Below are 24130 nucleotides of genomic sequence, written 5' to 3'. Positions count from 1 at the left end.
ACTTTTAAAGGATTAAAAGTAGCAAAAATCCTCTGTACGCTGAAGGTACTTCCTGTACCTCAGCGCACAGGCGACATCCATGTCGCCTGTCCTCAATGACATATGCTTTGCGTGAATTGATATGGTTATTTATGAACATCGTCTTGCTTGATCCTCGTCAAACTGAATCTGAACTTTGGAGTATTAGCGCCAAACGTCAAATTGAGCATTTAAAAAACCATGTCGATGTACAAGTGGGCGATACACTCAAAGTCGGTATTCGGGAAGGAAAGCGTTATTTAACCCAAATCGTCAGTATTACGGATAACGGCATTCAACTTAAACCCTTACAAGAAGAAGAAGTACCAGCAAAGCATCCGGTGACTTTAATTGTGGCAATGCCTCGTCCGAAAGTGTTGCGCCGTCTGATCATGGATGCCGTCACCTTAGGCGTAGAAAAAATCATTTTGCTGCACAGTTATCGCGTGGATAAAAGCTATTGGCAGACCCCATTTTTACAGCAGCTCGATCACTATGTGACCTTAGGTTTGGAGCAGGCTGGTGACACTATTGCGCCCAAAATTGAACTGTATAAACGTTTTAAACCCTTTGTGGAGGATGTTCTACCGAGCATGATCTCGTCAGACTATCCCGCTTATGTGGCGCATCCTTATGTCGAAGATGTGATGCCTACAGGAATTCAACATGGATGTACGATCATCATTGGACCTGAAGGTGGATATATCCCTTATGAGGTAGATTTACTCATAAAAAACGGCTGCCAAGCAGTCAGCTTAGGCAACCGAATTATCCGTACAGAAACTGTGATTCCGTACGTTTTAGGGCGATTATTTAGCTGTTGAAGCTTCTACCTCAGCTTGATCACCACGGTAAACTTTCACTTCCTGTACAGGGTACGGAATTGAAATACCATTTTGATTGAATGCTTGGATAACGTGTTCTTGCACTTCACTGATCGAGTTCGCAGTGGTGGTTTCTGTGGTATCTACCCACCAACGGACATTCAGATTGACCGAGAAATCAGCCAAAGCATTCACGTTTACGGTAAACGCAGGTTGGCTCAAAATGGTCGGGTCTTTGTCTAAAATGGCCAAAACAATGTTTTTAGCTTTTTGAATGTCATCTTCATAACCAATACCCACCACAAATTCACAACGACGACGTTGATAAGCGGTATTCACCGTTACCGCACTGGTGTAAACCGTCGCGTTTGGAATCACGATACGACGACCATCGGGAGAGCGTAGGAAGGTTGCACGAATTTGAATATCTTCAACTGTACCTTCCATTCCTGACACAATAATGTCGTCACCGATTTTGAACGGTTCACCGAGGAGAATCAAAATACCCGACAGTAAGTTCTGGAAAATATCTTTAAACGCGAAACCGATTGCAACCGAACCAATCCCCAAGGCACTCATGAGCTGACCCGGTGTGAAACCAGGGATCGCAATGACCATTGCAATCAGGAAACCGAAGAACATAATGGCTGAGCTACCGACACGGTTCAGGACCAAAACTAGATTTTGTTTTGAATAAGAACGGTCAGTGAGCGCTTTACGAACAAAGAATCTAAAGAGTTTTGACAGTAGATAGAAGATCGTAAAAACAATTAATGCGATACAAATATAAGGCAGGCGTTCCCAAAATCCATCGACAAATTTATCGATCGTTGAGTATGCGTCATTATATTTAGAGGTATGTTCCAGCACGGTTTGTGCGGTTTTTTCTGTTGCCTCTTGCAAAAGTTGAGTCGTGCCTTGAGTGACATCACTCAAGGCATTTTCTTTTTCAGCCACGAGTTTTCCAAATGTTCAGATTTTTCGCTATTTTGCCTGAAATTAGTGGCGAAAATAACCCTCATTTACAGGCTTGCGAACAGATGTATCAAAATTCAGACAGGCTCAAATTCGGTCAGTGGCTTAGAAGTATTCAGTACCTTGTTGAATGATTTCTGTAGGCGATTCAATTTCTCCGCTACCCATCATATACGAGGTGATGCTACCTGTAGCCAAGAGCGACAAGACACTGATTAAAATCATCAACCATGCCAGAATTTTTTCCCAAACCGCAGCAGGGCGTGGCGCGCCGTATTGATTTACGGTCGGTGTGCCTGAGGCCAATAATAAATACAGGATAAAGAACAGATTGATCACGGGGATAAATAATAATAGTAGCAACCAACCGGCTTTATTGAGGTCATGCAGCCGACGCACGACAAAGACACAATAAAAATAAATGTAGAGAATAATAATCGCCAAATAGGCGAGGCCAGATACCCCTGTGAATATGCCAACAAATTGCTCATTTAACGCCATGGTATTGATGTTGAAAATACCCACAGCAAGGCTTAAGGCGATCAAGGCAAAAAAGCTGATGATATTGAGAAAGCCATACCAACCAATCATGCTCAGTCGACCAAAACGTCCATCTGGTTTCAAGGGATTGTCCGATGTAGTGTTCGTCTGACGGGAAAAGAAAGAAGAGTCTTGGGTATTCATGCTTGGGTCAACTCAACGTGTATGGAAGAATAAAAATGCGGAATGCTGAGTAAAATTACCTTTGCATTATAGGTTCAAATGAACTGATCAGATACTGAATTGAAACATGTTTTTGTTGAAATTTTGCTCAAAAATATGCTTTAAATGGGAAAGAATAATACGACCAAAGCATGATTGCTGCGATTAAAAATTAATCGTCATACTGCTGTGATGCAGAAATTATAAAAGTAGAAATGTGGCATGGCATCTCGTGATGAGATGAATCAGATCAAGGAAAATACAATATGAAAGAGATCTATCCAGTACCTGAAAGTTTTAAAAAAACCGCGCGCATCAATGAGTCGGAGTACTTTGAGCGTTATCAAAAATCGATTGAACAACCAGATGAGTTTTGGGCGGAGCAAGCGCAAAAGATCGATTGGATCAAACCGTTTACCCAAGTTAAAAATACCAATTTTAAGCAAGATGATTTCAAGATCGAGTGGTTTGCTGACGGTGAACTGAATGTCAGTGCCAACTGCCTCGATCGACATTTAAAAGAACATCCACATAAACCGGCCATTATTTGGGAAGGTGATCATCCTTCACGGCATAAAATCATTTCTTTTGAAGAACTGCATGATGAAACTTGCCGTTTTGCCAATGTGCTGAAAAAACATGGCGTGGGTAAAGGCGACCGTGTGGTGCTGTATATGCCAATGGTACCCGAAGCGGCAATTGCGATGTTGGCTTGTACCCGAATTGGTGCAGTACACTGCGTGGTTTTTGGCGGATTCTCACCAGACTCATTGGCAAGTCGTATTGATGATAGTCAGGCGAAAGTCGTGATTACTGCGGATTGTGGGATGCGTGGTGGTAAGCCCATCCCACTCAAAGAAAATGTCGACCTTGCACTCGACATCGAAGGCACATCTTCGGTTCAAAATGTCATTGTGGTGCACCGTACAGGTAACCCGATCGAAATGAAAGCGGATCGTGATTTGTGGTATCACATGGAAATCATGTCGGTTAATGATATTTGTCCACCTGAACCCATGAATGCCGAAGACCCGCTGTTTATTTTATATACATCAGGTTCAACTGGAAAACCGAAAGGTGTATTGCATACCACGGGAGGCTATTTAACCTATGTGAATTGTACTTTCCGTGAAGTTTTTGACTTAAAACAAGATGATGTGTTTTGGTGTACCGCAGATGTCGGATGGATCACTGGGCATTCATATGTATTGTATGGTCCCTTGTCGAATGGTACCACGACCGTGATGTTTGAAGGGGTGCCGCAATATCCAAGTTGGGCACGTACGGGACATATTGTCGATAAGCACAATGTCACCATTTTATATACGGCACCGACTGCAATTCGCGCCATGATGCGAGAAGGCGATGCCTTTGTCCGAGAAAGTGACCGCAGTAGTTTGCGTTTACTGGGTTCGGTGGGTGAACCCATTAACCCAGAGGCATGGAATTGGTACTACACCGTGGTAGGTGAAAGCCGCTGTCCAGTGGTGGATACATGGTGGCAAACAGAAACGGGTGGTTTCATGATTACGCCATTGCCGGGGGCAACTGATTTAAAACCGGGTTCGGCGACGCGTCCATTTTTTGGTGTACAACCTGCGATAGTTGATGCTGAAGGCAATGAGCTTGAAGGCGCCGTAGAAGGTAACTTGGTGATTAAGGATTCTTGGCCGGGACAAATGCGAACCATTTGGGGTGATCCTGAGCGCTTTATTGAAGCTTATTTCTCCACTTATCCGGGGACGTATTTTACAGGTGATGGCGCACGTCGTGATGAGTCTGGCTACTATTGGATTACGGGCCGTGTGGATGACGTCTTAAACGTTTCAGGGCATCGATTAGGAACGGCTGAAATTGAAAGTGCGCTGGTTGCACATGATGCTGTGGCAGAGTCTGCGGTGGTGGGTATGCCGCATGATATTAAGGGACAGGGGATTTGCGCCTTTGTGACCTTACAAGCCGGGACAGCCGAGACGGATGAGTTGCGTCAGGAACTGGTGGCTTGGGTACGAAAAGTCCTTGGACCAGTGGCAACGCCAGATGCACTGCATTGGGCGCCAGCCTTACCTAAAACGCGGTCTGGTAAAATCATGCGCCGAATTTTAAGAAAAATTGCGGCCAATGAGCTGGACTCTTTAGGCGACACTTCGACCTTGGCAGAACCTCAAGTGGTTGAACATTTGATTGTGACGGTTTATCCGAAGTCATAAGAGCAATTTGAGCATGAGTGATAGCGTTCTGATGAAAGTTCACTATCGCTCATACGACGGGTTATTAAGGCAATATTGAACGTCCTTTCCCTTAGGAAAGTTGATTAGGAAGAAGGGATGTTCATGATGCTTTTAATCCACCGTACATACGACGTATAAAAAGACCAAGCCATAAGTCGCCTGAATTTAGGTGACTTAGATTTCATGAGATATAGATTTTACAGATATAGACTGCAGGCATTGAGATAAGCTGAATGCCTGCGCTTTGTTAAGCTAAAACGGTAACAGAATAATCAGATAGACATATGAACGCTTCAACTCCATTGACTCAAGATCCAATCGATATTGCCCAAAAACTGGCGGCAGAATTTGCCACCACGGCTGCTCAGCGTGATAAGCAGGGGGGAAATCCCAAAGCTGAACGTGATTTGATTCGTCAAAGTGGTTTGCTTGCACTGTCCATTGGACAGCAATATGGTGGACAGGGTGCAGATTGGCAGACGATTTTTAAAACCATTCAAACCATTGCCCAAGTGGATAGCTCATTGGCGCATGTTTATGGTTTCCATCATTTATTGATTGCAACCGTACAGTTGTTCGCGCAGCCAGAGCAATATGGCCCATGGTTTGAACAGACTGCACGTGAGCATTTATTTTGGGGCAACACCTTAAACCCTTTGGACCGTCGTACGACAGTGACGCAACTGTCTGAACATGAATATGTGTTTCATGGCGATAAAAGTTTTTGTTCGGGTTCCATGGATTCTGACATTTTGCTGTGTTCTGGGTTCAATGATGACGGAAAATTATTGATCGGGGTGATTCCTACAGCACGTGAAGGCGTCAGTTTTCTCGGCGATTGGGACAATATGGGACAACGTCAAACCGACAGTGGAAGCAGTCATTTTGAACAGGTAAAAATTTCCAAAGATGAATTACTACTGAACCCGGGGCCTTTGAGTACGCCGTATTCCAGCTTGCGTCCATTGATTGCACAGTTGATCTTTGTGCATTTGTTTTTAGGGGTGGCAGAAGGAGCTTTTGAAACAGCAAAACAGACGGTTCAAAACCAAAAGGCGTGGTCAAAATCATTGGCTGAAAATGCAGTGAATGACCCATTTATTCAAAAGCATTTTGCTGAGTTTTATGTGCAATTAGAAAGTGTACGTTTATTGGCAGATAAAGCGGTTCAGCGTTTGCAAGGGGCTTGGGAGATTGGTGAAGCTTTGACGGCGGAACAACGTGGAGAAGTCTCTATTGCGATTGCAACAGCCAAAATTGCGGCCACCAATAGTTCGCTGTACATTACGCAAAATATTTTCCAAGTGATGGGCGCACGTGCCACGACGGCCAAACTGAATTTAGACCGCTTCTGGCGCAATGTGCGTACCCAGACCCTGCACGATCCGATTGATTATAAATATCAGGAAGTTGGTGAATGGGTGCTCACAGCCAAAGTGCCAGATCCAAGTTTTTATTCTTAAACGTATATTGCAAATGAGCCAATAAAAAGCCTCCGAAAGGGAGGCTTTTTGCAATGTGCTGTCAGTCGATTTTAACGCTGATGAATATTTTCTAAGGTATCGACTAAGGTTCGCGTTGTTTGATCAATTTCATAATTCACGGCATCACCGACTTGGACATCTTTCCATGTAGTGAGGCGCAGTGTTTCAGGAATGAGATCGATTGAAATTTCACTATTGGCACGATCAACACGGTTCACAGTCAAACTGCAACCATTGAGTCCAATAAAACCTTTGAGAAAGAAATATTTAATATTGCCTGCCGGAATGTGAATATCGAGATGAAAGGTTTCCCCACGATGTTCTAAGTTTTTGATCGTGGCTGTGCCTTCGATATGACCATACAGATTGTGACCACCATTTTCTGCGCCAACTTTGGCTGAGCGTTCGACATTGACCTCATCACCGGCCTTGAGAGCTTTTAGCGTGGTGAGTTGATTGGTCAAATCTGAGACATCAAAATGTACTTGGTTGGCTGCCAAATCAATATGTGTGGCCGTTAAACACACGCCATTAATCGCCACACTTGCCCCGATAAAGACATCATGAAAAAAATTCTGATGATTTGAAATCACCAAGGTTGTGAAGCCATTGCCTTGACGAATGTCTAAGACTTTTTCTAAACCTTGCACGATGCCTGTATACATGTGAGCGTCTCTAAAATGATTTGCGTTTTCTGTATTGTAGGGACAAAACGACCGCTCGGCTATGCCTTAGAGTGACCATTTCAGTACAGCGTTTTGATCCCTAGCAGTTCGATCTTGGCAATGGCCTACAATGCTCGGAAAGTTTCAATTGCAGCTAAGCGAGACTGCTTTAAATCGACAATCGGCTGAGGGTAGTTCAATTCTAGTTGAGGATTTTTGGCAAAGGGTTGGTGAATTTGCTTTGCATCCAAATCTGCCAGTTCAGGTAGCCATTGACGTAAATAATCCCCGTTCGGATCAAATTTCTGAGATTGGCTGATCGGGTTAAAAATCCGAAAATAAGGTACAGCATCTGTACCCGTCGAGGCGCACCATTGCCAACCGCCATTATTGGCTGCTAAGTCACCATCGACAAGGTGCTGCATAAACCATTGCTCCCCCAACCGCCAATCGATCAGTAGATTCTTACTGAGGAACATGGCACAAATCATCCGCACCCGATTATGCATCCAACCCGTAGCCAGTAGTTGACGCATCCCTGCATCGACAATTGGAATGCCTGTCTGACCTTGCTGCCATGCAGCCAAGTCTTGTGGTGCATGGCGCCATTTTATTTTTAAGGTTTTGGTTTGAAACGGCTGGTGCTGAGATACCTGCGGGTAGTCAAATAAAATGTGTTGGTAAAATTCACGCCAAAGTAGCTCATCGAGCCACGTTTGTTGCCCTCTGTGGTCGATCTGGAAATAGCCACCTTGTTCACGAAACAGGGCTTGCAGACATTGGCGAATAGACAAGATGCCCAAGTTGAGATACATGCCAATTCGACTGGTAGCATTGAGCGCAGGAAAGTCCCGATCATCAGCATAACGATGCAGATGTTGTTCAATAAATTCATCTAAGCACTGTAGTGCGTGATCTTCTCCAATCGGCCAAAGCTCGATTTGAGCAGCTAACAGCGATGTGGGATAAAAAGGAGTTAAATCAAATTGATTTTGCCACAGCGGATGCGGTTCGAGAGCCGCTTGGGCTTCAATAGCGGGATAACAAGTAGGCAGACTGATGCTTAATTTTTCGTAGCAATTTTTCTTAAATGCACCGAAAACTTGATAAGGATGTCCAGATTGATTGCGAATACTGCCAACAGGAAACAGGGTGCGGTCATGGTACAGCTCAACAGAGATGTGCTGCTGTTCTAATAACTGTTGTACTTCGCGATCTCGTTTAAGTTCATTCACACCATGTTCAATATGTGCATGAACAGTGTGTATATTGAGCTGAGTACATAGGGTTAATAGCTCATTGGCGATGTCTGACCAATCGGGAATATGCTGAATAATCAGTGGAATATTTAGTTCAGCCAATTGCTGTCGCAAAAGTTCCAGTTGGGCAAGATAGCGATGGATTTTAATAGGGGCATCATCATGCCTTGCCCATTGTTCAGGAGAAAGCGCAATAAATGCAACCGTTTGACCAGACTGTGTCGCCTGCCACAGTGCGCTATGGTCATGTTGTCTTAAATCTTGTCGAAACCAAACAAGTTGCATGTTTATTGCCTCGTTTTTGTTGGAAATATCACCAGAATTACGGGGGTATCTATTGGTAATGAAATTATCTAAAAAATCGATTTCTATAAAAAAACCATATAATATCTATGGTTTAACTTAAACGATTGCGCACAATCCTGTCAGCTTAAGCGTACAAGTAACGAAGTTTTTAGACGCTATGCGCGCTTTTAAATTTTACCTAAGATTAACTTATACAGGAACAGGACGTTCCGGAACATAAAACAATAACAAAGTGTTCACCATCAGGACTGTGAAGCAAGACAGGAGTCATGCTTAAGTATCCATATAGAAAAAGCCCGACAGGATGTCGGGCTTTTTCTTTGTCTATAGGTTAGCTCATTTTCTAGAATCAAAGCATATCTTTAAATGGGACTCGAGATAAAAAATCCCCTAAGCCGAGCCTTAGGGGAGGAAAGTGAAGTGAGCCGATTGTGATTATTATGCTGATTTTATGAGCTGTGACTGCATCAACAATTATGCTGATTTAGCCTGCACAACTTGCTGCTGTTGAGCTTCCAGTTCACGAACCAGTGGCAACACTTTTTCGCCAAAGTATTCCACTTCTTCAATGAAGTGGAGAAAACCTGAGAGAACCAAATCGACGCCTACACTTTTGAGTTCCACAATGCGTTCTGCAATTTGTTGTGGCGTGCCAATCAGATTGGTTTTAAAGCCGTCGTTATATTGAACCAAATCTTCAAAATTTGATTTTGCCCAGTTACCTTCGCCTTCTTTGGTGGATGCACCTGCTTCACGAGTTGCATCGCCAAAAGCATTGACCGCTTCGGTATTGGCATTGTCGATAATAGCTTGAAGCACCGCTTGGGCTTCTTCCTCCGTATCTCGGGCAATGATGAAGGCATTCACCCCGATTTTGACCTGATGGTTGTTGGCTTTGGCTTTTTTACGAATATCATCGATCTGCTTTTTCAACTCAGCAGGGGTATTGCCGTTGGTGAAGTACCAATCGGAAACACGGGATGCCATGTCACGTGCTGCACGTGAACTGCCACCTTGGAAGATTTCGATATGCGGTTTTTGCACCGGTTTTGGAGATAGGGTGTAGTCTTTAAATTGATAGTATTTACCATCAAAACTAAAGTTATCCTGCGTCCACACGCCTTTTAGGCTACGAATGAATTCTTCAGAGCGCGCATAACGTTGATCATGCTCGGGCCATTCTTCACCAATCGCATCAAACTCTCCACGGAACCAACCACTCACGACATTAATCGCAATACGGCCATTGGTAAGGTGATCGATGGTCGCCAATTGTTTTGCAGCCAGAGCCGGTTTCCAAGGGCCGGGTAAAATCGCTGCAATGACTTTGAGCTTTTCGGTTTTGGCCAAAATACCATGACTGAAACTAACCGATTCATGTTGATTTTCCGCGTTATAGCCTGCGGTAAAACGAATTTGAGTCAGCGCATAATTAAAGCCACTTTTTTCTGCAGCTTGTGCCAAACGCACGTTATAGTCATAGCTCCAATCGGTACGCTGTTCAATATTACTGACCACCAAACCACCACTGACGTTTGGTACCCAATACGCAAATGTAATGTTTTTTCTTGTACTGACATTTTGCAAACCCTCGGGATCGAATTGTTATGCTGTGGTGTTTAGGCCACTTGCGTTTTTGGCTTTTTACTATGCAGTCGAGCTTCAGCGGCATCCAAACTTGGAACAGCTGCAGAAGGAAGGACTTCTTCTTGCTCGATTTGCTTATTAATGCCCAAGTTTTGGTTGGCTTGTTGAGACTTGGCTTTCACCACTTCAGCACGCTGACCTTTGGCTGGAGCCCATTCCAAAATCGGCAGCGCACGTGCTACAGCTAAAGTAATGCGGTCACGGAGTAATTCACTATGAATGGTGTATTCAGGGGTGAAATCACGATCTGTTGCATAGACTCCGATTGGTAATGTTTGCGCTTGAAAGAAACTGAACAATGGACGCAGTTGATGTTCAAGCACTAAAGCATGGCGTTCAGAACCACCCGAAGCTGCAAGCAAGACAGGTACATCCACCAAGGCAGTTTGTTCGACAAAGTCAAAGAAGTGTTTAAACAGGCCTGTAAATGAAGCACGGTAAACTGGTGTTCCAACAATCAGTGCATCAGCAGCTTCAACGGCAGCAAGGTCATCTTGTACACGTTGCGGCAATTGGTTACGGTAAATCGCCCCACCTAATAAATTGCCAATTTCGCTAAACTTAATAAAATGCACATTGATTGGAGTCGCATCGCCGAGTTCATCAACAATGGCTTGTACCATAGCTTCAGTTTTAGATGGATTGTTTAGACCACCTGACACAGCAACAATATTCAGGGGTTTTTGTAGATTAACTTGAGACATTTTTTAAACCTAAAAGTGTGGTTTCTCGGAATGCCTTTTATTAATCCCGATGGGTGGATCACTGTAAAATAACGAAAATCAGAAAAGTTATCTGATTTTTAGATATGTTGGAAAAACCACAAGATTCGTGAAATTTCGAATTTTAAACTGTTGATATTTCAACATATAATGCTTAGATATAAGCATTTTTACTGTGTTGATAAAATTTATATGAAAATATGATTAGATTTAAAGATTTATAGAAAATGCGAAAAAAGACGCATTTTAGGTGAAAATCTACATTTTAAATGCAAAAAAATAAGTTCTTGCATATCCTTCACATAGCATGTGTGGTTAGAATAGGGTCATTGTGCACAAGATCTCTCACGTTGCTTATGAATATTTTAATCGTTGATGATCACCCGCTGTTTCGTCATGCTTTAATTCAGGCGGTTCGTTATAGTTTGCCTCAGGCGCAAATTCATGAGACTGCAGCAGTCAATGAATGCTATGAACGTCTTGAAAATGGCCCTGAGCCTGATCTTGTGTTATTGGATTTAAACTTGCCGGGTGCTTCAGGCTTTTCTGCCTTGGTGCATATACGCGCACAATATCCATCGATTCCAATCATTGTGGTCTCTGCGCATGAAGAAGCGTCGATTATTCAACGTGCGATTGCACATGGCGCGATGGGTTATATTCCAAAATCTGCGCATCCAAGTCACATTGGTGAAGCGATTCGTCAAGTCTTAGAAGGCGAGATTTGGTTACCACCAAATTTACCAGCCAATATGAACTTTGATCCACGTGCTGCAGATGAAACGGCATTGGCAGAACGTATTCAGTCTTTAACACCGCAACAATTCCGCGTGTTAATGATGGTGGCGGAAGGTTTGTTGAATAAACAAATTGCCTATGAGTTGGATGTGTCTGAAGCAACCATCAAAGCACATGTGACGGCGATTTTCCGTAAGTTGGGCGTACAAAACCGAACTCAAGCTGTTTTGGCAATTAATGCATTGAATATTGAAGAAAAGAAAATCTAAGGATTTTTTCAAAAAAAAAGACCTCCACGATGGAGGTCTTTTTTTATGCTATTTAAGCGCTAATGCTGGCGCTGGATCATTTCGGTGTAAATGCTGTTAGGTCTTTACATGTGGTTTAAAAGCAATAGAGCAATGCAACTTAACAATGACTTAAACAAACCACTTCAACTTAAGCAATATAGTCTTGCTTAGGCGTCAGATCGGTACAATACAAAGGATTGAGCGCACATTGCAGTTCATCAATTTGTTCATCGGACACATAGCCGCGCGCTTTGAGATAATCCGCGACACGGTCATCACGTAAACTTAGAAAAGTAGCATCATAAACACCCAAATCCACAAATAGGGCTGCAGTTTCTAAGCTGTTAAAACGGTCCAGATAGACATCATTGTCGTACATCAGGAAGATATGGTCTTGCTTGGAGTTGGCATCGACATTTAAACGTTGTGCCAATTCAAATGGCGCTGTTTTAATAAACAGTAAATCAGATAATTCATCAAACTGTGTTTTATCCAGCTGGTTTTTGTCGGTTTTGACTTTACCGAGCCAAGCTTTAAATACTAAGACCGCACCACCACGCAGTAGCATGCTCCAAATCTGATGACGGGTGTCCAAACCTAAGCTATTGGATTCTGCTTCTAAATTTTGCAGCAGTAGATCTTCTTGTTCTGCCAGTCGATCGAATAAGCCAAGACCTTGGGGTTTGTAAGCATTCGGTGCAAAGACATCAAAATTCAGTTCGTCAAATACTTGTAAAGCGAGAGGAACGGCACTGCGATAGAGCGTTTCCAGCGCTTCGACTTGCACATCACTTAATTTGCTGAACTTAAATAATTGACGCCAATCGATCTCTGGCAAAATGGCATTGGCACCATACTGACGATGAAACTGTAGATTTTGATCAAAACCATGCGGCATTGTTTCTGAAATATTCACAAGATCACTCCTAATATGCGGGGGAGATCAGCTTCTCAAGTGTTGAGTTATGACGCTTCTTGAATTGGCTTGAAACTGATCAACTTCTTATGAATATTTTTAAAACGAACGGCCGCAGCTAAATATACGACTAAAGTTTTAGTTTTTATTTTTGGTTATAAAAATATGATTTAAATCAAATAGATTTTTAATTGTAACTAAGTGTACAAGTGTTCACTCACGCATTCGATATCTTTTGCCATAGGCAATCTTAATTTGATATTTATGGCTAATAAATAGACGAAATATCGGGGCTATTTTGAATGGTCTTGCCGTTGAGACAAATTTTTTTGCCAGTTAGGTAAGTTTAAGTAAAAGCAAGGTAAACAAAAGCCCATTTCATGTGAATGAAATGGGCTACTTTTCACAGAGCGATGTCCTGTAACAACGCTACTGATTTGAAATTTTTAAACCAGATAACCATGAACGCAGTGAAGCCGGTTTCAATGGTTTTTTCAGTAAGACGATGTTTAACTCTTTTAGACGTTGCGGTAGTTCAGGATCAGAATCTGCGGTAATCAGCGCCACAGGGACATTTTCCTGACGGTTATCTAAAATAAAGTCGAGACCGATCTTGTTGTTATTCAAGTGTTGGTCAACCAACCAAACTTGAATATTTTCTTGTTGAATCAACTCCATGGCCTGTTCAGGTTCAGTGGCTTTAAAGACTTGATAGCCCCATTTGGTCAGTAAGGTCGACATCCCTTCCAAAATGGTTTCATCATTGTCTAAGCACAGAATCTTATAGGCTTTGGTCTTCAGCGGAACCGCTTGAGTCGGTGCAGCGACCACTTTTGGCGCAGCGACCACAGGCACTTCAATCATAAAACACGAACCATGACCAAGTTCTGAGAACACATGCACTGGGTAGTCGAGTAGGCTGGTCATGCGTTGCACGATGGCTAAACCTAAACCTAGACCCTGTTCGCCCCAAGGAGAGGTATGTCCACAGCGTTCGAACTCTTGGAACAACTTAATGCGCTGTTCTTCCGCGATCCCTGGACCTGTATCCCAAACGCCAATACGAATATGTCCTGGACGTGCTGAACGTAGCACACCCACCACAACACGACCACGCGCCGTATAGCGTAGGGCATTGCTGACGAAGTTTTGAATAATACGACGAATCCACTGTGGGTCGGTGTCAATCCAGAACTGAGCATCATGTACGGTCAGTTTGATATTACGCTGTGCTGCAATCGATTTAAATTGCAGTTCAAGATCGCTGAGTAAGTCATGCAGCGGATAAGGTTGACGTTTCGGTTGAATGGTTCCGCCTTCGAGTCGTGCAATATCCAAGAGGGCAGAGAGCATACTTTCCGCACCATGCAGCGCACGATCTAGTTGCTGAAGCGTTTTACGATCATCGTCATTTTGTACGCTTTGCTCGAGGGCGGTACTGAACAGGCGAGCAGCATGCATCGGTTGCAATAAGTCATGGCTTGCGGCAGCAATAAAGCGGCTTTTCGACATATTGGCTTTATCGGCTTGCTCACGTGCCAATTGTTGTTCAGACAGGGCATCTGCCAACTGTTGCGTACGGTCTTGTACACGTCCTTCAAGCAAGGCTTCATTTTCACGGAATGCAGTAATATCGGCAAAGGTCGTCACGAAACCGCCGCCTTCGATTGGGTTCCCGCGCATCTGAATTACACGGCCATCTTTACGGATCCGTTCAAATTCGTGTGCGCTGCCGACTTGCATCCAATGCATACGTTTACGCACATGTTCTTCGACTGAACCGGGACCACATTCGCCGCGTTCAGCGTTATAACGAATTAAGTCTGAAATTGGACAACCGACATAGACAATGTCTTTTGGATAATCAAACAGTTTGAGATATTGATTATTCCATGCCACCAAACACATATTTTCATCAACCACGGACACACCTTGAGTCATATGGTCGATCATGGTCATGATCAGGTTTTGGTTAAAGCGCTGCCACTGTGAGGCTTGGTCAAGAATATTGGCGACCTGACCGAGTGCTAAACCATTATTGACCATGGCTGTGGTGAGTAGGGTACGGGCAGATGCCGCACCGATGGTGCCGGCAAGATACTGTTCGGTAAAACGCCACCACATGCCGTTGGCGCTGCTATTTTCATTCAAAACCACATTGTTTTGTGCGCAGAACTGGTTGAAGGCGCGCATAGTTGGACCTTCACCGGTAATGCGTTTTGCCAAAGTAATCAGATCACCTACTTTTAAGCGTGCCACATCATGGTGAATATAGCTGATGTCGTTTGATGTACTTTGAGCCGGGAGGGGCTTGGTTTCATAATAAAAGAAACTTTCGGCCTGAATTTGCTCGGCAACACTTGGACGGAAGACGCGGGAAATCCAAATATAGAGGGTGATATTTAAACCCAGTGCCCAAACTACGCCATGGGTAAGTGGATCGAAAGATTCAAACCCTAACAGTGCTTCAGGACGTAACCAACTCAAGCCTAGCGGACCCTGACTTAAAAGATTTTCGGTAAATGTTTTAAATTGTTCAGGCAGGCTACGCAATACGGTTGGTAATAACAGGGTATAAGCCCACATGCCAAAGCCGACCAACAGACCTGCATATACGCCTTGCTTACTTCCGCCGCGCCAATATAAACCACCAATTAACGCCGGTGCAAACTGTGCCACAGCACTGAAGGCCAATAGGCCAAATACCGATAATTGGTCAATGTCATTGAAGAAATGGAAGAACAAGAAGCCCAATAACATGACCGCTAAAATACATACACGACGTGTGAATTTCAGTACGAGTGGTAGGCGTTTGTCATGACGTGACAATAAGCGTGTACGCCACAGTGCAGGCATGATCAAGTCATTACTGAGCATAATCGACAAGGCCACTGACGACACCAACAGCATACCTGTCGATGCTGAAAAACCACCGAGAAACGCAAGTAAGGTCAACCAGTCTTGGTTATAACTCAAAGGCAGTGAGAGCACGGCAACATCGGGGATTGCCAAGTAGGCAGGTGCTGCATGCAGCGCCCAACTGGCAATCGGGATGATCGCGATAATGGTTAAAATCAGATAAATGGCAAACCAACGACGAGCACCACGGATATGCTTTTCATCTCGCAGTTCAACCACCGCGACATGGAACTGACGTGGTAGACAAATAATCGCTAATGCAGCCAATAAAGTTTGAATCCAAAAGCTTTCTGGCACACCTTTGAGCTGAACATCTTTAAAGGTGGTGTTGATGTCATGGCTGATTTGAGCCATGTTTTCAGGTGATTCAAAAACAAAGAAAAATGCGACTGCAAGTAGTGCAAACAGCTTGACGAAAGACTCAAATGCCACAGCCAACATTAAGCCGCCGTGCTGTTCAGTATTGGCAATCTGTCGTGTCCCAAACATCATCGCCAAAATCGCCAATACACCAGTCAAAAACAGCACACTATTGGTGGTGCTGGTCAGACCAGCGGTCGGTTCTAAAATGACCGTTGCACTTAGGGCAATTGCACGTAGTTGCAAGGCTAAATAGGGAATAATGGCAATCACGGCAAGGATCGTGACTAATGACGCTAAGGGGCCACTTTTACCATATCGTGCTGCTACAAAGTCGGCAATCGATGAAATGGCATGATGCTGACGGACACGGCCTAAACGTCGCCAAATATCATAGCCGAGCGCAACAAATAGCAGCGGTCCTAGATAGATCGGCAGGAAAATAATGCCCTCACGAACCGCGGCACCTGTTGCGCCATAAAACGTCCAAGATGAACAGTAAACCCCTAAAGTTAGACTAAAGAGAAGCATTCTGCCGCGAGTACTGAGCCTGCTGGCATGCTTTTCACCAAAGAATGCACATACAAAGAGTAATGCGATGTAAAGGGCCAATACCCCGACGATAAGCCAACTATTCATAGAGCCTGCAGCATATTAATTCTCGCTTAATGATAACGCATCCATAGGCTTAGGGAGGTTATTGCTCAAAATTTAACGACCAAAGTCTAAATTACAAGAGATAAGGAACATTGGTAAGTTTAGCTTCGAAATAATTCGAATTAGAAAATTGCGCGCCAAGGTTCGGCGTAAGGAGAACATTATGGATGAGAGACAGGTAGAACAAATTCTACAGAATCCAAAATTTAAGGAAATGGTTAGCCGTAAAAGTAAGTTGAGCTGGACTTTGACGATCATCATGTTGGTGGTCTATGTCGGCTTCATGCTACTTGTGGGCTATAACAAAGAGTTCTTGATGCAATCCGTGAGTGGTGGTGTAACCACGATTGGTATGCCATTAGGTTTGAGCATTATTGTATTGTCATTCCTACTCTGTGGTGTGTATTCGTACATTGCAAATAATAAATTAGATGCATTAAACGAAGAAGCAATGCGTGAAGTAGAAGCAATTACTCAAGAAAAAGGACTTCACTAAGATGAAATGGAATTCATTGAAAGCAACAGCACTGGCGGCTCCCGCTCTGCTCATGTCAAGCATGGCAATGGCAGGACCAGATTTAGGTGAAGCACAGCAGCAAGCGACCAACTGGCACGCAATTATCATGTTTGCCATCTTTGTAGGTTTTACGCTGCTAATTACTAAATGGGCTGCAAAACAAACTACCAACACTGCAGATTTCTATACTGCTGGTGGTGGTATTTCAGGTTTCCAAAATGGTCTAGCGATTGCCGGTGACTATATGTCAGCAGCATCGTTCCTCGGTATTTCCGCAATGGTATTCAGTTCAGGCTTTGATGGCTTGCTGTATTCATTGGGCTTTATGGTGGGTTGGCCAATTGTATTGTTCTTAGTAGCAGAGCGTCTGCGTAACTTAGGTAAATTCAACTTATCTGACGTTGTATCGTTCCGTTTGGCTGAAAAACCAGTACGTACATTGGCAGCAATGAGCTCGCTGGTGGTTGTAGCGTTCTACCTAATCGCACAGATGGTAGGTGCAGGCCAGTTAATCAAATTGTTATTCGGTCTAAACTACAACATTGCGGTTGTGATTGTTGGCTTGCTGATGATGGCGTATGTAATCTTCGGCGGTATGTTGGCAACGACTTGGGTACAGATCATTAAAGCAGTGATGCTACTTTCTGGCGCAACGTTCATGGCATTCATGGTCATGAAGGGCGTGGGCTTCAGCTTCTCTGAAATGTTCTCACAATCTATTCAAGTTTTCTCTAAAGTTCACGAAGTGACTTTGGCAGAAGCGGGCAATATTATGGGGCCTGGTAAATTGGCTGCGAACCCAATTGATGCGATCTCTCTAGGTCTGGCATTAATGTTCGGTACAGCAGGTTTACCACACATCTTAATGCGTTTCTTCACGGTTAAAGATGCCAAAGAAGCGCGTAAATCAGTGGTTGTAGCAACAGGTTTCATTGGTTACTTCTACCTGCTGACTTTCATCATTGGTTTTGGTGCGATCCTTTACGTTTCAAACAACCCACAATTCCTTGATGTTGCAAAAATGGCGGTAACTGGCAAGCTAGAGCTTGTTGGTGGTAACAACATGGCTGCGGTGCATTTATCTGATGCATTAGGCGGTGATTTGTTCATGGGCTTCATTTCAGCGGTGGCATTCGCAACGATTCTTGCAGTTGTTGCAGGTCTAACATTGTCTGGTGCTTCAGCTATTTCACATGACTTGTATGCAAACGTATTCAAGAAAGGTCAAACAACGCCAGAATCTGAACTTCGTATGTCTAAAATCGCGACTTTAGGTCTTGCGATCTTCGCGATGATTTTAGGTATCTTGTTCGAGAAACAAAACGTTGCATTCATGGTTGGCTTGGCGTTCTCTGTAGCAGCATGTGCAAACTTCCCAGTACTTGTATTGTCTATGTTCTGGAGAGGCTTGACCACTCGCGGCGCAGTGATTGGCGGTTTAGTAGGTCTGCTTACAGCAGTGACCCTAATTATCTTATCTAAAGCAGTTTGGGTAGATACATTTGGTATTTCTGAAACACCAATTAACCCGTTCAATGGTCCTGCAATCTTTGCAATGCCATTAGCATTCATCTGCTGCTGGTTGTTCTCTGTGACTGATAATTCAGCACAAGCACAAGCTGAGCGTAAAGCATTCGATGCACAGTATGTACGTTCACAAACTGGTATTGGTATCTCTGGTGCTTCAGATCACTAATCTGAATCGCCTAAAAAGCCCCTAATAAGGGGCTTTTTTTATATTTAGTGAATGATATGACGCAGAGGTTTGTAGACAAATCTCTGTCCTATTTGCGTGTATAATTTTCTCCATTGATCGACATTTTCCAATGGCCTTGATCATCTTGATAAGGCGAGCGCTGAATGGTGAATTGTTGAGAGAAATTATCCTGACCGATGCTAAAGCTCTGATCACCAAAACTGCTCAAATGGGCTTTTATTCGCGACTGTTCAGCACCACTGAAGGCTTGGTTGGCAATACTTTTTTCAGTATGTTCTTGATGGTAATACGTCACTTCGCCCGACGATTTGATCACTAATTCACTGTGGTTGTTTTGCCAAGTCCCCACATAATTTTCATGGCCTTTGAGGAGCGGACTGTTTTGTGTACAGGCAGAGAGCATGAGCAGACAGAGGGGTGCAAATACGAGATGTTTTTTCATAATGAAATCTACCACGCAGGAGATTTCTTTAAATGTGCGCCTGAATGCTGAAACTTACAATAGGCTTTTTGAGGCTCATAGGTGATAAAAAAACTGAGGCAGAACAGTAGGCATATGTGATGTTTTTCAGGACACGCTCAACAAATCTTTGCAGTAGAAGAAACTTGCTTCATGCTAATTTAAAATCAATCAGTTGATGATGCTTCAGATTGATCATTTCAGCGCATGATAAAAAAATATAGAGATTGAACATAATGCAAGGATTCGTGGATTTTTGGAAAAGCTTTAGACTTTTACCCTCAGCATGGCTGTTATTGGTGCAGTTTCTGATCTTGGTATTAACCGCGATTACCCGAGAAAGTCTGTCTTTTCGTGCGCTGATTTGGGTGCTTGGCGTGTTGGTGCTGTTGATCATTGCCAAAGTGATTCGCCAAACTCCGATGTTTACGATTCTTGGGCTGAGTTTTGTTGGCTGCGCCGTATTGTTTTCCACTTTGATTATGCTGGGTGTAAATCATCCGAATATTCAAATTATTGCGCATGGTTTTGAAGCCTGTGCGTATTTTAGTGCAGCCTATGGTGTATTGCGCTATATGTTTGCCGATCGCTATTTAACCAAAGATGAACTTTTTGCAGCAGGGGCAGTATTTACCCTCATCGCATGGGGTTTTGCCTTTCTCTATAGTATTTGTCAGCTGATTTATCCGGATAGTTTTGTGAATCCTGCAGAGCCGGGCATGCAGTCGTGGTTAGATTTATTATTTTTAAGTTTTAGTTTGCAGTCTGCCACGGGCTTGTCGGATCTCATGCCTGTGAGTGCGCCTGCACGGGTCTTGGCTATGCTTCAAATGTTCTGTGGGGTGATGTATTTGGCTCTCATCGTTTCACGCTTAATTGCATTGCAATATATTGCCCATTTACCGGAACGCCATGAGCCCAAAGACAAATAATGGCAGGAAAAAAAAGGACGCAAATGCGTCCTTTTTGGTATTCAGTATCTAATATGAATTAGAAACGGAATTTAGCGTTTACGCCAACAGTTTGAGTGTCAAGCGCAACTTCTTCAGCATTAGCATTTACATAGCTAGCACCAACTGCAACAGCAGGAGTGATGAAGTAGTTTACGTTCGCGCCCCAAGCTGAGTCTGGAGTACCAGCAAAGCTAGATTCAGCGTAAGAAGCACCAACGCTTAATTTAGGAGTTACGAAAAGATCAGTTTTGAATTGGTAAGCAGTGTCATCACCGTAGATGATGCCTGATTCGAAACCAATTGCCATGTTAGTGTCGTCGATTGCGCCAACATATTTAGCACGTGCAGTGATTGCGTCTTGGTCTTGGCCAATAGTTGTAGCTTCAGCAACAGCTTTAGCAACACCGTTACCCATAACGTTGAACGCGTCAACAGCAGCTTGGTCAGCAACGCTAGTGTAACCAACAGCAACTAAGAAGTTTTGAGTTGGAAGCGCACCAACTTCTAATGCATAACGGTCGCCGTTGTCATCAGTGTTGTTTGCATTTTTGCTGTCAAGGATAGTGTGGCTGTAAGAAGCACTAGCGTATACAGGAACAACTTTAGTTGGAACATAAGCTTCAGCTTTAGCACCGAAGTTATGAGCAATTACGTCAGTACCTTTTGAACCAACTTCACCGTAGTTGTAAGCAACAGATACGTTAGAAGCTTGGTTTAAGAATGCAGCTTCTGCTAAAGGACCTTTTGTAGAGTCAACATTTTTGAAGTAGTAAGTACCTTGAACACCACCAATGAAATCTTTGTCATTTGCAGTTGTGTCGATGTATTCTGCTTGGCCTTGAACTTCAAATTGGTAAGCTTGAGCACCGGTCATGGCTAATAATAAAGCAGTGGCTAAACCGAGTTTTTTCATGATTTTCTACCAGTTGTTACAAATGGATTAAACATTGAGCATTGTATTGTAACAATATATTAAGTCAATGATCCTAAAGGTTATTATTCAGTCTCTGACTCAGATCTTTATTTCATAATAAGAAATTCAGTTTTTACTCTAACTAATAAGTCACTGAAAAAAAATCATTGAGAACAATTAAGTAAGTTTGATTAAATTCTTAATTAAAAAAATACACTTGAAAAAATACACAGCTTTTTAATCTGAAATAACAATTATTATTGTTATTTTAATTCAAAATAACATTTATTGTAGTGGGCAAATTCTAACGCTTTTCACGCATTTGAAGCGATAAATTGCGGTTTTGACTGCCGATTTGTTGGGCGAAAACTGTTTATTTGCATAGTAAATGGACGTTTTTGTGTTAAATCTGAGGTCCATTTCACTTAAATGAATATCTTGGTGATAAGTTTAATACCATTATGAAATACTTGGCTTTACATCAGGTTTTATTTGATTCATAATTTGCCAATCGAGTCGTTACACAGTTTAAAAGTGTGACTTTGACCCTGATTCTCCATAGTTTGTTTTTTATTCGCCCAGCTTTCCCCAAGGTTGGGCTTTTTTTTTATTCAAAAATTTAACTTTACTGTAAATCTTAAAGATAAAAGGATTATGAATAAAAAAATATGCACTACTATGGTGCGTAAATTATTGGATTTATCATCTAGTTTAGAGACTATAGACAAAAAAATCCTGATTTTCATGGAAAATCAGGATTTTTTAGCCAAAATTTTCGGGAAACTAAAATATTCTGCTGAGGAAGAAATCTATTGTGCCCTAATACGGTGCATTATGCACCAATTTATTGCAATTGTAAATATTTATTTAAGCAAGTTCATAAAAAAATTTATTCCTTTCAAATATGTTGCTGTTTTTTAGCAAATTATCTCGTTTTAAAATGATAAAAATGTGACAGATTCAACACATTTGTATAGAATTTAGCTGTATAAATGTTCATTTTATAAATTAATAAATTATTGATCATTAATTTAAATATTCCCGCGTTTAGTTGATAAGTGGGTTGGGGTATGCAACAAGTGTGGGGCATAAAATAGATGGAAACATTACGAACAGAGCATATTAGTAAGCGCTTGCAACTTGCGATGCTAGTAATCGTCTTGTCTATCGTATTTATTAGTGTTCCACTGATTGTGAGCAGTTATCAAAACTACCTCAAAAATGCTCAAGCGCTGAAAGAAATTCAGATGCTAAAAATGGTGGCAGATTTAACCAACCAAATTTCTCGTGAACGTGCGCCAGCTAACAGTGCAATGTCGAGTCAAGGTGAACAGCGCGAGCAAAAAATTATTGAGTTGGCTGAATATCGTCAAGGCGTTGATCGGCAATATCAAGATACACTGAAAGTTTTAAAAGAAACGGGCTTTGCACCGATCGCCCAGCAGTTAGAGTCCAATTTATATCCATATTTGTTGCAGGGTCGCAAAACGGTCGATCAATATATTGCGCTGCCGACACAACAGCGTGAAGCTAAAAAATTGGATCATGCCATTTTGGCGATGTTCCAAGCTTGGGATCAAAGCTATATTGCCATGCAGAAATTGGTCAATCATTCACATGGTAAAGATACCCGTGTATCGAATTATTACACGCTGATTTTATTACTGGCAGAATTACGTGATCAGGCGGGACGAGTCGCATCAAATATTATGGCTGCGGTATCATTTCAACAGGAAATTCCAGAGCAAAATTTAGCGCGGAGTTTACAAACCCAGCGTCAAACACGCTATCTATGGGAATTGATCAATGTCGTGCAGTCCGAACATGACAAAACACCCGAGTTTAAACAGTTACATCATGCGGTACGAACGGAATTTTTAGATAAAGGTTTGCCAATTATTGATGGTTTGGCTCAAAAAAGTCTTCAACATCAGCGTTATCACATGGATGGCACCCAGCTCACTGATGCAATGGTCAATAAATTTGTCACAGTGGTGGAATTGCAAAGTTATATTTTAGATTACAGTCTCAAAGTAGCTGCGGATGAACAACGTGAAGCGCGAAATAAATTGATTTTCACGCTTTTTGTCTCGCTCGTGTCATTACTGACTGCATTATTAACGATGTTCTATGCCAAGAAATGGGTGTTTGAACCTTTAATTCGTGCTCGTAATCAGTTATTTAAACTGGCTCGGCACCGACAAATGGATCAAGGCGTGATTGAACCTGCCAAAGTAGGTTATCTCAGTTTATTTGATGCCATTCAGCATATTGAAAACATGTTGGAACAACGTGATGCCTTTGAATTTCAGCTTAAACATATTGCCAATACTGACTCACTCACCAATGTCGCCAATCGTTTTGCCTTAGATGAATATATTAAATTTCGCGACAGCCAAAATTCAGGCTTTTTACATACAGCACTGATCGTGATTGATATTGATCACTTTAAACAGGTGAATGATCGCTATGGGCATATTGTCGGCGATTTGGTGATTCAACATGTTGCCAATCAATTACGACAACATATTCGTTCATCCGACTTGGTGGTGCGATATGGTGGAGATGAGTTTTTAGTCCTGATCGAGGGGATTGATATGCTCAAAGCCCAGCACATTGCCGAAACCATACGGCATGATATTCAGCATGTGAATTTCAATTTGGCAGAAGACGAAGCAGATCTCATCGTGACGGTGAGTATTGGTGTTGCAGTGGGTGCCAAAAGCTGGATCGATTTATTAGAGCGCGCAGACCAAGCATTATTTAAAGCCAAAGCTGCGGGGCGTGACCGTGTTTCAGCCTAAACGCAGCTTGATATTCATAAATATCTTGGCAGATTCATAAAGTTAGCTAGAAA

At 42.7% G+C, this 24130-nt stretch carries 18 protein-coding genes; 8 read left to right on the top strand and 10 right to left on the bottom strand.

Annotated features, from left to right (window positions below):
• The first annotated feature begins 131 nt into the window (after positions 1-131).
• Positions 132-842, top strand: coding sequence for a 16S rRNA (uracil(1498)-N(3))-methyltransferase (locus tag FTU17_RS08530; protein ID WP_180135109.1), 711 nt, complete (start codon positions 132-134; stop codon positions 840-842).
• On the opposite strand, the gene FTU17_RS08525 is transcribed toward FTU17_RS08530, so the two are convergent.
• Both FTU17_RS08525 and FTU17_RS08520 read right to left on the bottom strand, forming a co-directional pair.
• The gene (locus FTU17_RS08525; RefSeq protein WP_180135108.1) at positions 828-1799 is read right to left on the bottom strand and encodes a mechanosensitive ion channel family protein; all 972 of its coding nucleotides are present in this window, start codon (positions 1797-1799) and stop codon (positions 828-830) included. The two genes, FTU17_RS08530 and FTU17_RS08525, sit on opposite strands and share 15 nt — an antisense overlap.
• Before the next feature lie 123 nt (positions 1800-1922).
• Positions 1923-2501, bottom strand: a complete 579-nt coding sequence (locus FTU17_RS08520) for a DUF805 domain-containing protein (protein ID WP_168379414.1) — start codon at positions 2499-2501, stop codon at positions 1923-1925.
• 284 nt (positions 2502-2785) lie between these two features.
• Between FTU17_RS08520 and acs the strand changes: the two genes are divergently transcribed.
• Both acs and FTU17_RS08510 read left to right on the top strand, forming a co-directional pair.
• Positions 2786-4729: an acetate--CoA ligase gene (acs, locus tag FTU17_RS08515; RefSeq protein ID WP_180011584.1), complete on the top strand. Its 1944-nt coding sequence runs from the start codon at positions 2786-2788 to the stop codon at positions 4727-4729.
• 305 nt (positions 4730-5034) lie between these two features.
• Positions 5035-6213 (top strand): acyl-CoA dehydrogenase family protein, encoded by a 1179-nt coding sequence (locus tag FTU17_RS08510; protein ID WP_168379415.1) that lies wholly within the window; start codon positions 5035-5037, stop codon positions 6211-6213.
• Positions 6214-6284: 71 nt separating this feature from the next.
• Here the strand turns inward: FTU17_RS08510 and FTU17_RS08505 are convergent, their stop codons facing one another.
• The 4 genes from FTU17_RS08505 to msuE all read right to left on the bottom strand — a co-directional run bounded on the left by FTU17_RS08505 (position 6285) and on the right by msuE (position 10815).
• The gene (locus FTU17_RS08505) at positions 6285-6899 is read right to left on the bottom strand and encodes a riboflavin synthase subunit alpha (RefSeq protein ID WP_180022763.1); all 615 of its coding nucleotides are present in this window, start codon (positions 6897-6899) and stop codon (positions 6285-6287) included.
• A 125-nt stretch (positions 6900-7024) separates the two neighbouring features.
• The gene (locus tag FTU17_RS08500; protein WP_180135107.1) at positions 7025-8443 is read right to left on the bottom strand and encodes a deoxyribodipyrimidine photo-lyase; all 1419 of its coding nucleotides are present in this window, start codon (positions 8441-8443) and stop codon (positions 7025-7027) included.
• Positions 8444-8938: 495 nt separating this feature from the next.
• On the bottom strand, positions 8939-10051 hold the full coding sequence (sfnG, locus tag FTU17_RS08495; protein ID WP_180135106.1) for a dimethylsulfone monooxygenase SfnG: 1113 nt from the start codon (positions 10049-10051) through the stop codon (positions 8939-8941).
• 32 nt (positions 10052-10083) lie between these two features.
• Positions 10084-10815, bottom strand: a complete 732-nt coding sequence (msuE, locus tag FTU17_RS08490; RefSeq protein ID WP_180135105.1) for an FMN reductase — start codon at positions 10813-10815, stop codon at positions 10084-10086.
• 374 nt (positions 10816-11189) lie between these two features.
• On the opposite strand from msuE, the gene FTU17_RS08485 reads away from it, so the two are divergent.
• Positions 11190-11840: a response regulator transcription factor gene (locus FTU17_RS08485; RefSeq protein WP_078190543.1), complete on the top strand. Its 651-nt coding sequence runs from the start codon at positions 11190-11192 to the stop codon at positions 11838-11840.
• A gap of 169 nt (positions 11841-12009) precedes the next feature.
• Here the strand turns inward: FTU17_RS08485 and FTU17_RS08480 are convergent, their stop codons facing one another.
• On the bottom strand, positions 12010-12777 hold the full coding sequence (locus FTU17_RS08480) for a hypothetical protein (protein WP_180135104.1): 768 nt from the start codon (positions 12775-12777) through the stop codon (positions 12010-12012).
• Positions 12778-13206: 429 nt separating this feature from the next.
• The gene (locus tag FTU17_RS08475) at positions 13207-16695 is read right to left on the bottom strand and encodes a PAS domain-containing hybrid sensor histidine kinase/response regulator (RefSeq protein ID WP_180022766.1); all 3489 of its coding nucleotides are present in this window, start codon (positions 16693-16695) and stop codon (positions 13207-13209) included.
• A 181-nt stretch (positions 16696-16876) separates the two neighbouring features.
• Here FTU17_RS08475 and FTU17_RS08470 point away from each other — a divergent pair, with 181 nt between their 5' ends.
• On the top strand, positions 16877-17209 hold the full coding sequence (locus FTU17_RS08470; protein ID WP_078190540.1) for a DUF485 domain-containing protein: 333 nt from the start codon (positions 16877-16879) through the stop codon (positions 17207-17209).
• 1 nt (position 17210) lies between these two features.
• Complete coding sequence (locus FTU17_RS08465) at positions 17211-18926, top strand: cation acetate symporter (RefSeq protein ID WP_180108842.1); 1716 nt, start codon at positions 17211-17213, stop codon at positions 18924-18926.
• 88 nt (positions 18927-19014) lie between these two features.
• On the opposite strand, the gene FTU17_RS08460 is transcribed toward FTU17_RS08465, so the two are convergent.
• Positions 19015-19389, bottom strand: a complete 375-nt coding sequence (locus tag FTU17_RS08460; RefSeq protein ID WP_180135103.1) for a hypothetical protein — start codon at positions 19387-19389, stop codon at positions 19015-19017.
• 254 nt (positions 19390-19643) lie between these two features.
• Here FTU17_RS08460 and FTU17_RS08455 point away from each other — a divergent pair, with 254 nt between their 5' ends.
• Positions 19644-20339: an ion channel gene (locus FTU17_RS08455; RefSeq protein WP_168379423.1), complete on the top strand. Its 696-nt coding sequence runs from the start codon at positions 19644-19646 to the stop codon at positions 20337-20339.
• A gap of 58 nt (positions 20340-20397) precedes the next feature.
• On the opposite strand, the gene omp33-36 is transcribed toward FTU17_RS08455, so the two are convergent.
• Entirely contained in the window at positions 20398-21273 is an 876-nt protein-coding gene (omp33-36, locus tag FTU17_RS08450; protein WP_078193188.1) for a porin Omp33-36, read from the bottom strand.
• Positions 21274-22370: 1097 nt separating this feature from the next.
• Here omp33-36 and FTU17_RS08445 point away from each other — a divergent pair.
• Positions 22371-24077: a diguanylate cyclase gene (locus tag FTU17_RS08445; RefSeq protein WP_180049778.1), complete on the top strand. Its 1707-nt coding sequence runs from the start codon at positions 22371-22373 to the stop codon at positions 24075-24077.
• Positions 24078-24130: the final 53 nt, after the last annotated feature.

This window comes from Acinetobacter sp. YH12070 (assembly GCF_013419625.1).
Lineage (GTDB): Bacteria > Pseudomonadota > Gammaproteobacteria > Pseudomonadales > Moraxellaceae > Acinetobacter > Acinetobacter amyesii.
This window is presented reverse-complemented; position numbering and strand designations above follow the sequence as displayed.

Excerpts from the sequence above, each read along its gene's own strand:
- FTU17_RS08465 (WP_180108842.1), top strand. The coding sequence starts at position 17,211 with ATGAAATGGAATTCATTGAAAGCAACAGCACTGGCGGCTCCCGCTCTG.
- omp33-36 (WP_078193188.1), bottom strand. The coding sequence starts at position 21,273 with ATGAAAAAACTCGGTTTAGCCACTGCTTTATTATTAGCCATGACCGGT.
- FTU17_RS08520 (WP_168379414.1), bottom strand. The coding sequence starts at position 2,501 with ATGAATACCCAAGACTCTTCTTTCTTTTCCCGTCAGACGAACACTACA.
- FTU17_RS08475 (WP_180022766.1), bottom strand. The coding sequence starts at position 16,695 with ATGAATAGTTGGCTTATCGTCGGGGTATTGGCCCTTTACATCGCATTA.
- FTU17_RS08455 (WP_168379423.1), top strand. The coding sequence starts at position 19,644 with ATGCAAGGATTCGTGGATTTTTGGAAAAGCTTTAGACTTTTACCCTCA.
- FTU17_RS08460 (WP_180135103.1), bottom strand. The coding sequence starts at position 19,389 with ATGAAAAAACATCTCGTATTTGCACCCCTCTGTCTGCTCATGCTCTCT.
- FTU17_RS08445 (WP_180049778.1), top strand. The coding sequence starts at position 22,371 with ATGGAAACATTACGAACAGAGCATATTAGTAAGCGCTTGCAACTTGCG.
- FTU17_RS08470 (WP_078190540.1), top strand. The coding sequence starts at position 16,877 with ATGGATGAGAGACAGGTAGAACAAATTCTACAGAATCCAAAATTTAAG.
- msuE (WP_180135105.1), bottom strand. The coding sequence starts at position 10,815 with ATGTCTCAAGTTAATCTACAAAAACCCCTGAATATTGTTGCTGTGTCA.
- FTU17_RS08500 (WP_180135107.1), bottom strand. The coding sequence starts at position 8,443 with ATGCAACTTGTTTGGTTTCGACAAGATTTAAGACAACATGACCATAGC.
- FTU17_RS08530 (WP_180135109.1), top strand. The coding sequence starts at position 132 with ATGAACATCGTCTTGCTTGATCCTCGTCAAACTGAATCTGAACTTTGG.
- FTU17_RS08505 (WP_180022763.1), bottom strand. The coding sequence starts at position 6,899 with ATGTATACAGGCATCGTGCAAGGTTTAGAAAAAGTCTTAGACATTCGT.
- FTU17_RS08485 (WP_078190543.1), top strand. The coding sequence starts at position 11,190 with ATGAATATTTTAATCGTTGATGATCACCCGCTGTTTCGTCATGCTTTA.
- acs (WP_180011584.1), top strand. The coding sequence starts at position 2,786 with ATGAAAGAGATCTATCCAGTACCTGAAAGTTTTAAAAAAACCGCGCGC.
- FTU17_RS08510 (WP_168379415.1), top strand. The coding sequence starts at position 5,035 with ATGAACGCTTCAACTCCATTGACTCAAGATCCAATCGATATTGCCCAA.